The organism is Saccharopolyspora pogona, assembly GCF_014697215.1.
Lineage (GTDB): Bacteria > Actinomycetota > Actinomycetes > Mycobacteriales > Pseudonocardiaceae > Saccharopolyspora > Saccharopolyspora hattusasensis.
In genome coordinates this window covers 5,678,272-5,689,736 of record NZ_CP031142.1, presented here as the reverse complement: position 1 = coordinate 5,689,736, position 11,465 = coordinate 5,678,272, and the positions used below count along the sequence as shown (strand labels likewise).

Sequence of the window (11,465 nt, the reverse complement as noted above, 5' to 3'; positions counted from 1 at the left end):
AGCTGTCCGGAAGATCAGTTCGATGCGGTTCGGAACCTCGTGCGGCGCAGTGCGTCTTTAGGGGTAAAGGCCCCCTGGCGAGAGGTTCTACCGATGTCCATGCGCACCAAGCTGATTTTGGCGACCAGCTCGATCGCGCTGTCCGCGCTGGCGCTGACCGGATGCGCCACGGGCGCCCCGGCGCCGGCTCCCGCCCCCTCGGCCGGTGGCGCCGTGCAGGCCGGGGCCGTGTCGAACCTGACCTCCTCCGCCGCCGAGCCGGAAATCCGCGCCGGCGTGCACGGCAGCGAGGAGCGGGTCGTGTTCGACTTCAGCAAGCTGCCGAACGCGAGTGGGCTGAAGGTGATGAAGCACGAGCTGAACGAGACGGCGCCGGTCTGGGGCGGCTCCGGCGAGCCGGTCGAAGGCATGACCGGCAAGGCGTTCCTGCACGTCTACGTGGAGATCGCCGACCAGGACCGCAGCACCGCCGGACCCGAGCAGTTCGGCCAGGAGCTGGCGCAGAGCGCGGTCGTCAACGACAACTCGCACGGCACCGGCGAGCTGACCATCGGGCTGTCCGAGGGCGTCGATTACGAGGTGCTGGTCGAAGGCGAGAAGGTGATTGTCAACATGGCTCAGGGTTCGTTGGGCCGTTGAGCCGAACCGGTGTCGCGAGCGTCGACTTCGGACGGCGTCGATGCTTCACCGGAACGTGACTTCGTGAGAGGGTGCCCGCTGTGAGGTTCCGCATGCCGCGCCACGGGCGCCTTCTCGCATCGATCGCCGCAGCCGGGCTGCTGCTCGCCGGTTGCGGTTCCGGCCCCAGCCAGGTCGGCGCAGCCGCGATCGTCGGCGACAACCGCATCCCGGTCTCCGATGTCCAGTCCTGGTTCGGTGAGGTGCTCGCGAAGGAACCGGGCCTCAGGGAGAAGTGGCAACAGCAGGGGCAACTCGACGACCTCGGTAGGAAACTGGCCTCGCAGCTGGTCCTGCAGGAGCTGGTCGCGCAGGCGGCCCGCGACGAGGGGCTGACCGTCACCGACCAGCAGGTCGCCGACCTGATCAACCAGGTAGGCGGGCCGCAGAGGGCGACCGAGGGTGGGATCAACACCCCGGAGGGCCTCCGCGACGTGGTCAGAACCTACCTGCTGGAAACGGAACTCGGGCGCAAGTACGTCGACCGGCTGGCGATCACCTTCGACTACAGCCGGGCGAGCACGCGCGGCGAGGCAGAGGAGAAGGCCAAGCGCATGGCGCAGGGCCCGGCGGAGGCCGCCGCGCTCGTCCAGGAGGACGCCAAGGCCGGCGTTCTGGCGGTGCTCGACCAGAAGCTGCGCCCCAGCGACAATCCGAAGCTCGCGCCGTTGTTCGGCGCACAGCCCGGCACGGTGCTGGCGTTCGAGCCGGAAACGAACTCCGGCCAGTGGTTGATCGCGCGGATCAAGGAGCGCCGCACCGATGCGCCCCCGACGGCATCCTCGGGTGGGATGGGCGACCAGATGCTGCAAAGCCTCGGCATCGGCCTGCTTGGTATCACGGCGGACCGCGTCGGGGTGCGGCTCAGCCCGCGCTACGGCGTCTGGGACCGCGTGAACCTGGTGGCGGTCCCGAGCGAGGGCGAAACCGCGGGCTTCCGTTTGTCGGCCCCGGCGGCGGCCGGCTGACCGGCGAGCTGACAGTTTCAATTTTCAATTGAAACTGCGAGCTCCGGGATGGTGTCCACGGTTTCAATTGAAACTGCTGTCGACGTGACCAATGACTCCGCGCCCGGGGCCACGGCGGGTGTTGCGGGTTGGGACAATCGCAGCATGAGCGAGGTCCGGGTGCAGGAAGATTCCGCGGTCGTCGTGGTCGACGACCGGCTTGGCGACGTTCTACCGGCAGCGGCGCTGCCGCTGCTGCGCAGCGCTGCCGCCGTCTACGCCGAACCCGGCCTCGCGCCCGCTACGCGCGCGGCGCTCGACGCCCCCGCGCCGCCTGCGGCGGCAGATCTGCTGGCGCAGGCTGCTCGGGAACCTGTCGTGCTGATCGTCGGCGCACTCGGCTGCGCCGACGCCGACGCGCTCCGCGCCGCGGGTGCGCGGCTGATCGCCGCCCCGGCGCCGGCCGGGATCGAGCTGCTGGACGCGGTGACGGTGATGGACCGGCTGCGTTCGCCCGGCGGCTGCCCGTGGGACGCCGAGCAGGACCACGACACGCTGCGCAAGTACCTCGTCGAGGAGACCTACGAGCTGCTCGACGCGATCGAGCACCGCGACCGGGAGGCGCTGCGCGAGGAGCTGGGGGACGTGCTGCTGCAGGTCCTGTTCCACGCGCGGGTCGCGACGGAGGATCCGGCCGATCCGTTCGACATCGACGCGGTCGCCGCGGGCCTTGTCAGCAAGCTCGTGTCGCGGCACCCGCACGTCTTCGCCGACGGACCGGCGCTGCTGGACGCCGAGTCGCAGCACGCCCGCTGGGAGGAGCTGAAGCAGCAGGAGAAGCAGCGCGAGTCCATTGTGGATGGTGTCGCGCTGGGGCAGCCGGCGGTGGCCCTGGCCGCCAAGCTGGTGCAGCGCGCGAACCGCGCCGGGATTCCTGCGGACGCGATGCCGCGCGGCGAAAACCCTGGTGAGGCGCTGTTCGACACCGCCGCGCAGGCGAAGCTGGACGGTCACGACCCGGAGGACCAGCTGCGCGCGGTCGCGCTGGCATTCGCCGAGCGCATCCGTTCGGCCGAGCGGCGAGCCCGCGAGTCCGGCCGGGAGCCGGCGGAGCTCTCGGCGGCCGACTGGCGGGAGCTGGTGTCCGATTTGCCGGACCCGGCGGGTGTGCGTTCGGAGTAGCGGCGCACACTGGTCGCGGGCATCGGCTGACGAAACACGTCTCGCGGCGATATTTCTCCACGGGGGCACGCTCTGCTGAAATCGGCGCCCCTGTGCATCTGGGGTGTAGTAGGGAGGATGCTCTTGCCGCGTCGGTTATGGCTGCTGTTGGCCCCGGTGCTCACGTTGCTCGCTTCTTGCGCACCGCCGGTCTCGTCGTCGCGAGGAAGCACCGAGTTCACGCCGCCGTCGGCGGTCGCGCCGCCCGACCCCGGCGTCGCCCCGCCGATGGTGGAGCTGCTCGCGCCGGGCGGCCCGCCGATACCGCCGAGCGCCCGGCCGCAGCGGCAGCTCGCCGGCTGGGCCGAGTCGATGGCCGACGAGCTCAACATCCCGCGCGCCGCGCTCCAGGCCTACGGCTACGCGCAGCAGGCCATTGAGGCGAAGTCGCCGACCTGCGGGCTCAGCTGGTCGCTGCTCGCGGGGATCGGCGCCGTGGAATCCAGTCACGGCCGGTTCGGCGGGGCGCGGCTGGACGAGACCGGGCGGCCGAGCAAGCCGATCATCGGGCTACCTCTGGACGGCAGCTCCGGCGTCAAGCGCATTCCGGACACCGACGACGGCGAGTTCGACGGCGACACGGTGTGGGACCGCGCGGTGGGGCCGCTGCAGTTCATCCCGAGCACCTGGCGCGACTGGGCGATCGACGCCGACGGCGACGGGGTCCGGGATCCGCAGGACATCGACGATGCCGCCCTGGCTGCGGGCAACTACCTGTGCAGCGTGGGCGGTGACCTGAACGATCCGCAGCGGTTCTGGGCGGCGCTGCTGACCTACAACAAGAGCCGCAGCTACGGCCAGGAAGTCCTGGACTACGCCGACTACTACGGCAAGGCCAGCCGCGCCCTCCCGGTCGATGGCTGAGGTCGTCCGCAATTTCAATGGAAATCAGAGGTCCGATTTCCATTGAAATTGCGGGAATTGTCCACACCATTCGGCGTGTCGTGGCCCGACACGCCGGAGAACCGCAACTTCCATTTAAATTGCGGCCGGTACCCGGTGTCGGGGAGCTGGCCTGCGGGGACCTTCGCACTGGTGGAGCGATCGGGGGCGGTTGCTCTCGACTCGAGACAACTGATTGGCCTCTGGAGGCGGGATCTACTAGCGAGTAGCCTGGCCGACGTGATCAGGACCACGTCCCTGGTGTCGGCTGCCTTCGGGCGGCTCGTGGTCGCCGTTGCGCTGCTGGCCGCGATGGTCGTCGGGGTCGGGATGGTCAGTGTGTTCGGCAAGCCCCCGACCGCGCCGGTGGCCGAGCCGCCGCCCGAGCAGGACGTGGCGCCCGCGCCGGTGGTACCCGGCTCGATGGCGCCGCCGGTCGAGGAACCCCTCGCGCAGCCCAGGCCCGGCGCGGACCCGGTGCGGGAGTGGGCCGACGAGGTGTCGGTGGTGGTGGACATCCCGGCCCGGGCGATCGTCTCCTACGTCAACGCGGACCTGGCGATGCGCCGTTACCAGCCGGACTGCAAGATCTCCTGGGCGACGCTGGCGGGCCTCGGCCGCATCGAGTCCAACCACGGCCGCTTCGCCGGGCGGTTGCTGCGCGAGGACGCCCGGCCGTCGAGCCCGATCATCGGGGTACCGCTCAACGGCGCACCGGGGATCCGGGTCATCCCGGACACCGACGGCGGTGCGCTCGACGGCGACGTCGTGCACGACCGCGCGGTGGGGCCGATGCAGTTCATCCCGTCGACGTGGCGTAAGTGGGCGACCGACGGCGACGGCGACGGCATCGGCGATCCGCAGAACCTGGACGACGCCGCGATGGCCGCGGCCCGCTACCTCTGCGCGGGCGGCCGGGACATGACCACCGGTGCGGGTTGGTGGTCGGGAGTCATGTCGTACAACTACTCGGTGGAGTACGGCCAGAAGGTGTTCGCCCTGGCCGAGTCCTACGCCGAAGCGGGCAACCGCCGCCGCTGACCGCGGGCGAACGCTGATTTCGCATCGAAATCGCGCGCCGGAGAGCGACGGCGCGCGGTCCCAGCCCCCAGGGCAGCGCCGGGTCAGATGTCGCGGGTGGCGATGTGGGCGTTGATCTCGCCCAGCGCTTCTTGGTACGCGGGCACCGGGTGCATCGTCGCGGCCAGCCTGATCTGGGCGCGCGCCTCGTTCAAGCGGCCCAGGCGCTGCAGGGTGCGGCCCAGCACCAGGCGCGCATAGTGGTCCGACGGGTCGAACTCCAGCACGCGCAGGAACGCTCGCTCGGCGCGGCGCAGCTGGGCCGAGAAGAAGTAAGCCCGCCCGAGCAGCAGTTGCACGCTCGGCTTGTCGGCGGCGATGTCGAGGACCGGTTCTAAGACGCGGATGGCTTCCAGGGGGCGGCGCTGCGCGAGCAGTTCTTCCGCCCGGCGGAACGCTTCGACGGTGCCTTCGGTCGTCATGGCGTGGACAACGTTACGTGCCGATCGGCTGTTCCGAGACCTCCGTCCGGATGGTCTTCCAGCTGGTATCCGTGATGCGAACACCGGCCGAACGGGGGCTTGCCGATCGGGGTCGAAAACCCCGAGCCCGTCGGCAGCGCACGAGCCTGCGGCGGCGGCCTCACCGGCCCCGTTAGGCTCGTAGTCGGTCGTCGGGCGTTCGGCCGGTTCGCCGCGCGCGGGAACGCCGGGACGGCCCGCTTCGTCCATAGTTCAAAGGCTGGTTAGGAGCACACGTGGCGATCATCGAGCAGGTCGGAGCCCGCGAGATCCTCGACTCGCGCGGGAACCCCACCGTCGAGGTCGAAGTGGCATTGGAGGACGGCACGCTCAGCCGCGCTGCGGTCCCCTCAGGTGCCTCGACCGGCGAGCACGAGGCCGTCGAGCTGCGCGACGGTGACGCCGCCCGCTACGGCGGCAAGGGTGTCGAGAACGCGGTCGCGGCGGTGTTGGACGAGATCGGCCCGGAGCTGACCGGGTTGGACGCCACCGAGCAGCGCGTCGTCGACCAGAAGCTGGTCGACCTGGACGGCACGCCGGACAAGTCCCGGCTGGGCGCCAACGCCATCCTCGGCGTCTCGCTGGCGGTCGCCAAGGCCGCCGCGGAGACCTCCGGGCTGGAGCTGTTCCGTTACGTCGGCGGACCGAACGCGCACGTGCTGCCGGTGCCGATGATGAACATCCTCAACGGCGGCGCGCACGCCGACACCGGCATCGACATCCAGGAGTTCATGATCGCGCCGATCGGCGCGGACACCTTCTCCGAGGCGCTGCGCTGGGGCACCGAGACCTACCACGCGCTGAAGTCGGTGCTCAAGGCCAAGGGCCTGGCCACCGGTCTGGGCGACGAGGGCGGGTTCGCCCCGGACCTGCCGAACAACCGCGAGGCCCTGGACCTGATCGCCTCGGCGGTGGAGAAGGCCGGTTACAAGCTGGGCCGCGACATCGTGCTGGCGCTGGACGTCGCCGCGACCGAGTTCTTCTCCGAGGGCACCTACAACTTCGAGGGCTCCAAGCGCACCGCCGAGCAGATGGCGGCGTACTACCAGGAACTCCTCGGCGCCTATCCGCTGGTGTCCATCGAGGACCCGCTGGCCGAGGACGACTGGGACGGCTGGACCAGCCTGACCGAGCAGGTCGGCGACCAGGTGCAACTGGTCGGCGACGACCTGTTCGTCACCAATCCGGAGCGGCTGGAGGACGGCATCAGCCGGGGCGCGGCCAACGCGCTGCTGGTCAAGGTCAACCAGATCGGCACGCTGTCGGAGACCCTGGACGCGGTCAGCCTCGCCACCTCGTGCGGCTACAAGAGCATGATGAGCCACCGCTCCGGCGAGACCGAGGACACCACGATCGCCGACCTGGCGGTGGCCACCGGCTGCGGCCAGATCAAGACCGGTGCCCCGGCCCGCAGCGAGCGCGTCGCCAAGTACAACCAGCTGCTGCGCATTGAGGAGGCCCTCGGTGACGCCGCCCGCTACGCGGGCGAGCTGGCCTTCCCGCGGTTCACGCCGGAGAGCTGAGCCATGCCGGTCGGGCGCGCATCGGATCCACAGCGGCGCAACCGCCGGGGCGAGTCCCCGGCGGAGCGCCGTGGTGAGCGCGTCCGCCGGGACGGGACCAGGACCTCGGGCCGGAGACCGGGTCGGCAGGCGTCGACCCGGTCCCGCCCGCGGTCCAGCACGGGGGGAGCGTTCAAGCTCTCCTCGACCAGGCGGGCCGCGGGCCTGGCGATGCTGGTCTGCGTGATGGCGTTGAGCGTGTCGGTGCCGTTGCGCACCTACCTGAGCCAACGCGCCGAGCTGGCCCAGCAGGAACAGCAGCAAGCGGAGCTGACCCAGCAGGTCAGGGAGCTGGAACAGCGCAAGGCGGAGCTCTCCGATCCGGCGCAGGTGGAAGCGGAAGCGCGGGCCCGGCTGGGCTACGTGCGCCCGGGCGAGACGCCCTACATCGTGGAGGTGCCGACCGAACCGGCCGCGCCGCCGCCCCCGGTCGCCCCCGCCGAAGACGGCGCGCCGTGGTACGAAGACCTCTGGAATTCGGTGATGGGAAAGGGATCTTGACGGTGAACTTGGGCGTGCCGACGGTCAGCGATGCGGATCGGGAATGCATCCGCCGGCAGCTCGGTCGGCCGCCGCGCGGTCTGCACGCGATCGCGGCGCGGGATGCGGCCGGAGAACCCACGGTGGTCCAGACCTGGCCGCGGCTGGAGGACGGCACCCCCTTCCCGACGCTGTACTACTTGACCGCCCCGCAGCTGGTGGCGCACGCCTCCACCTTCGAGGCGGAGGGCCTGATGCGGGAGATGGCCGAGCGGCTGACCACCGACCCGGACCTCGCGGAGCGCTACGGCCACGCGCACGAGTCGTACCTCGCGGAACGCGACGCGCTCGAATCGCTGGGCACCCAGGTCAGCGCCGGCGGCATGCCGGACCGGGTCAAGTGCCTCCACGTGCACATCGCCCATGCCCTGGCCAAGGGGCCGGGAGTCAATCCGTTCGGGGACGAGGCGATCGACCTGATCGCCGAACGCTGGCCCGAGCACCGCTACCTGCTCAACCGCTGACCCGCCCGGGAGGGGCGCGATTTCAATGGAAATCGGACCTCTGATTTCCATTGAAATTGCGGAAGTTGTCCACAGTCGTCGGCGTGTCGGAGTGCGACACGCCGACGACCCGCGATTTCCATTGAAATTGGACCTTTGATTTCAATGGAAATCGCGTCGGCGGGTCATCGTGTCAGCGAGTCGGAGCGATGCGGTCGAGGAGGGCGCGGGCGCCCGGGATCGCCGCCGAGTCGAGCACGCAGTCGAGCCTGGCCATCGACACCATCTCTCTCTCGATGATGCAGCGAACCCCGCGGCCCTCTTCGCCGATGCAGGCCGTGGTCGATAGCGCGCGACATCAGCCGGTGCCAGGACGGGTGGAAGTCGACTTCATCGACCCGGTTGCCGTAGCGAGCGGATCGAACCCGGCCAGCGGAGGCTGGTTGGCTACCCGGGTGGGCGCTGAATGAAGACGGCGCGTCGATGAGCGTCATGTTCGGAGGGTAGGCGCAAACCCCACCCGAATAGCTGGGATTCCGGTGATTGCGCCGCCTGTTCGGAGCAACCGGACCTGCCGGCCCATTCGATCACCAGTCGGACGGGTGACGTGCCCGCTCGCCATCCGGCGTTCCTCGAACCGGTGGTGTATCCAAGGAGCCATCTCGGTTTTTCCGGTGATGTTCGTCTGGGGATGGAAGCTAGTGACGGCTCGCAACAAGCGCCGCGGCAAGCACGAGTGGAAATCGGCTCCGCGGCTCGGCGCGGTGGCTCGGCGGAAGGCGCGCAAGTGGGTCGCCGTGACCGCGATGGCTCCGGTGCTGCTGCTGCCGACGACACTGGCGGCGTCGAGTTCGTTCCTGACCGATCCTCGGCAGCCGGTCGGCGAGGAGCCCGATCCGCGCGAACTCGGCGTGAGCGGGAACCTCCCGCAGGTACCGCTGCTCAGCCCCGAGGTGCTGGCGCGGGCGGCCGACCCGCGGCAACTCGCCACCGGCGCGGGGCCGCAGGTGGAACTGCCGACCGGGTCGCTGGGCATTCCGGGAGAGGTGCTGGACGCCTACGTTCGGACCGCGAACCAGATGGATCGCGGTGGGCAGGATTGCGGTTTGCACTGGTCGGTGCTGGCCTCGATCGGCCGGATCGAGTCCGGCCACGCTCGCTCCGGCAACGTCGACGTGCTCGGCACGACGGTGCGGGCGATCCTCGGCCCGCGGCTGTCCGGCGACCCGGGCATCGCGGCGATCCCGGACACCGACGCGGGCCGCTACGACGGCGACCCGGTGTGGGACAGGGCGGTCGGGCCCATGCAGTTCATCCCGTCGACCTGGCAGAAGTACGCCGTCGACGGCAACGACGACGGGGTCGCGAGCCCGCACAACATCTACGACGCCAGCCTCGCGGCTGCGCGGTACCTGTGCAGCGGCGGCGACTTGCGCAGTCCGCAGAACCTCGCGGCGGCGGTGTTTCGCTACAACCACTCCGACAGCTACGTGCGGACGGTGCTGATCTGGGCGGCCGCATATGCGAACGGCGTCACGCCGACTCCTTCCGAGCTGGCGCCGGAGGTCGGCGACGTGCTCGAAGGCGAGCGCCTGCCGGACGGCCCGCAGGTGCTGGCAATGGTTCCGCCCGCGCCTCCAGGGCCGACCGGAGCGCCTGCGCCGCAGCCCACCCCGGCCACGCCCGCACCGACCGGCCCGCCGCCCGATGCGACGCCCCGCCCGGCGGAGCCGCCGACGATCGGGGTCCCGCCGCTGGAGATCCCGGAACCGTCCCCGCCGGAACTCACCCCACCGAACCCGACACCGCCGACCGCGCCCCAACCGGGTCTGCCGCCGGGTTCGGCTCAGCCTGCGCCGCCGCCGAGTTCGGGCCAACCGGGCCTGCCACCAAGCTTGGGCCAGCCTGCGCCACCGCAGAGCTCAAGCCAACCAGGTCCACCGCCGTCGGATCAGCCCGCGCCACCGCAGAACTCGGCGCAGCCCGGCCTGCCGCCGGGTTCGGCGCAGCCTGCACCGCCGCCCAGCTCAGGCCAACCGGATCTGCCGCCGGGCTCGACGCAGCCCGGTCCGCCAGCGGGTTCGGCACAGCCGGGGCTGCCGCCGGGTTCAGGCCAGCCCGCTCTGCAGCCAGGGCCGCCGCCGAGTTCAGACCAGCCGAGCCCGCCGGTTGCTGCGCCTGCGCCGCCCGATGTGGCTCCGCCCGGGCCTTCGGTTCCGCCGCCGTCCACGCCCGCGCCGCCGGTGGAGACGAGGCCGCCGTCCTCGACGCCGGACGAGGCGCCGACGTCCTGCGCCCCGGGAGTGCTCGGCAGCGGGGAGTTCGCCACTTCAGAGCAGTCGCCGGGCACGGTCCTGGAACCGGGGGCGAGCGATCCGCACGCCGCGGTGCCGGGCCAGACCGTCTACGTCGAATCGGGAACGCCAGGCCTGCTCGCGCCTTGCGTCGTCCCGGAGGGATTCTCGCCGACCCGGTGAGTCACGCCGGCCGTGAGCCTTTCGGGTAGTCATAGCAACCCGAAAGGCTCACGGTCGGCGTTCTGCTGAAGCCGATCACCTGCTACCGCCGTCGGCTGGCGCTGCGCGTCTCGGGTTTCCGGGTCTGCTGGGCGGCTCGTGCCTGGCCGGTAGCGTGAACGGTGGGGGCGCGGTGGGCGCTATCCGACGAACGAGGAGGACGCAGATGTCACGGGTCGCGGCGATCGACTGCGGGACGAATTCGATCCGCCTGCTGGTGGCCGACGTGACCGCGCACGACGACGGTCGGCGCGATCTGCGCGACGTCTACCGCGGCATGCGGATCGTCCGGCTCGGGCAGGGCGTGGACGCCACCGGGCGGCTCGCCGACGAGGCGCTGGAGCGCACCCAGGCGGCGCTGGCGGAGTACGCCGCGATCGCCGTTCGCAAGGGGGTCGAGCGCGTCCGCATGGTGGCGACCTCGGCCACCCGGGACGCGTCCAACCGCGAGGATTTCTTCGCCATGGTGCGGGAAACATTGGGGGTCGACGCCGAGGTGATCACCGGCGACGAGGAGGCGCGGCTGTCGTTCACCGGCGCGGTCGGCGACCTCGACCCGGAGGACGGGCCGTTCGTCGTCACCGACATCGGCGGCGGTTCCACCGAGCTAGTCGTGGGCACCTGGGACGGCGTGCGCGCCGACATCACCGCCGCGTACTCCGCCGACGTCGGTTGCGTGCGGCTGACCGAGCGCTGCCTGCGCAGCGACCCGCCCACCGACGAGGAGGTCCGGGAGGCCGAGAAGGTGGCCCGGCGGACCCTCGACGACGCGTTCGCGGCGGTGGACTGTTCGGGCGCGCGCACCTGGGTCGGGGTGGCCGGCACGGTGACCACCTTGTCCGCGATCGCACAGCGACTGCCCGAATACGATCCGGCGGCAATTCATCTTTCCCATATTTCCCAGATTCGAGTCGAACAGATCAGCGACGATCTTTTTCGGATGACGCACGACGAACGCGCCGCGATCGGCGCCATGCACCCAGGTCGAGTGGACGTGATCGGCGGCGGTGCGCTGGTCGTGAAGGTGCTGGCAGACGAATTGGCGGAGCGCGCGGGTATCTCCGTCATGACTGTCAGTGAGCACGACATCCTGGACGGGATAGCACTGTCTATCAGCTAGTTCTCAGAATGTGGA

General features: G+C 70.6%; 11 protein-coding genes and 1 pseudogene. 10 read left to right on the top strand and 2 right to left on the bottom strand.

Going from position 1 to position 11,465, the window contains the following annotated elements; translation table 11 throughout:
- Positions 1-93: 93 nt before the first annotated feature.
- From DL519_RS26355 to DL519_RS26335, 5 genes are all read left to right on the top strand, one after another.
- Positions 94-639 (top strand): AMIN-like domain-containing (lipo)protein, encoded by a 546-nt coding sequence (locus DL519_RS26355; RefSeq protein ID WP_190818735.1) that lies wholly within the window; start codon positions 94-96, stop codon positions 637-639.
- A gap of 92 nt (positions 640-731) precedes the next feature.
- Entirely contained in the window at positions 732-1,646 is a 915-nt protein-coding gene (locus DL519_RS26350; RefSeq protein WP_190818733.1) for a SurA N-terminal domain-containing protein, read from the top strand.
- A gap of 144 nt (positions 1,647-1,790) precedes the next feature.
- Positions 1,791-2,807, top strand: a complete 1,017-nt coding sequence (locus DL519_RS26345; RefSeq protein WP_190818731.1) for a MazG family protein — start codon at positions 1,791-1,793, stop codon at positions 2,805-2,807.
- Positions 2,808-2,924: 117 nt separating this feature from the next.
- Positions 2,925-3,710, top strand: coding sequence for a lytic transglycosylase domain-containing protein (locus DL519_RS26340; RefSeq protein WP_223839572.1), 786 nt, complete (start codon positions 2,925-2,927; stop codon positions 3,708-3,710).
- A gap of 258 nt (positions 3,711-3,968) precedes the next feature.
- A complete protein-coding gene (locus DL519_RS26335; protein ID WP_190818730.1) occupies positions 3,969-4,769 on the top strand; it encodes a lytic murein transglycosylase in 801 nt (266 codons plus the stop codon).
- Between the two features lie 83 nt (positions 4,770-4,852).
- On the opposite strand, the gene DL519_RS26330 is transcribed toward DL519_RS26335, so the two are convergent.
- On the bottom strand, positions 4,853-5,230 hold the full coding sequence (locus DL519_RS26330; RefSeq protein WP_168586523.1) for a tetratricopeptide repeat protein: 378 nt from the start codon (positions 5,228-5,230) through the stop codon (positions 4,853-4,855).
- A 275-nt stretch (positions 5,231-5,505) separates the two neighbouring features.
- Here DL519_RS26330 and eno point away from each other — a divergent pair, with 275 nt between their 5' ends.
- From eno to DL519_RS26315, 3 genes are read left to right on the top strand one after another with little or no spacing between them, the layout of a single operon-like run.
- Positions 5,506-6,792, top strand: coding sequence for a phosphopyruvate hydratase (eno, locus tag DL519_RS26325; protein ID WP_190818728.1), 1,287 nt, complete (start codon positions 5,506-5,508; stop codon positions 6,790-6,792).
- 3 nt (positions 6,793-6,795) lie between these two features.
- Positions 6,796-7,332, top strand: a complete 537-nt coding sequence (locus tag DL519_RS26320) for an FtsB family cell division protein (protein WP_168586525.1) — start codon at positions 6,796-6,798, stop codon at positions 7,330-7,332.
- Between the two features lie 2 nt (positions 7,333-7,334).
- Positions 7,335-7,835, top strand: coding sequence for a DUF501 domain-containing protein (locus DL519_RS26315; RefSeq protein ID WP_190818726.1), 501 nt, complete (start codon positions 7,335-7,337; stop codon positions 7,833-7,835).
- A 344-nt stretch (positions 7,836-8,179) separates the two neighbouring features.
- Here DL519_RS26315 and DL519_RS47260 read toward each other — a convergent pair.
- Positions 8,180-8,308: pseudogene (locus DL519_RS47260) on the bottom strand (hypothetical protein); the annotation flags it as partial.
- 207 nt (positions 8,309-8,515) lie between these two features.
- Here DL519_RS47260 and DL519_RS26305 point away from each other — a divergent pair.
- Positions 8,516-10,291 carry a lytic transglycosylase domain-containing protein gene (locus DL519_RS26305; protein ID WP_223839570.1) on the top strand — a complete coding sequence of 592 codons (1,776 nt, stop codon included), beginning with the start codon at positions 8,516-8,518 and terminating at the stop codon, positions 10,289-10,291.
- A 205-nt stretch (positions 10,292-10,496) separates the two neighbouring features.
- Positions 10,497-11,450 (top strand): Ppx/GppA phosphatase family protein, encoded by a 954-nt coding sequence (locus DL519_RS26300; RefSeq protein WP_190818720.1) that lies wholly within the window; start codon positions 10,497-10,499, stop codon positions 11,448-11,450.
- Positions 11,451-11,465 lie beyond the last annotated feature (15 nt).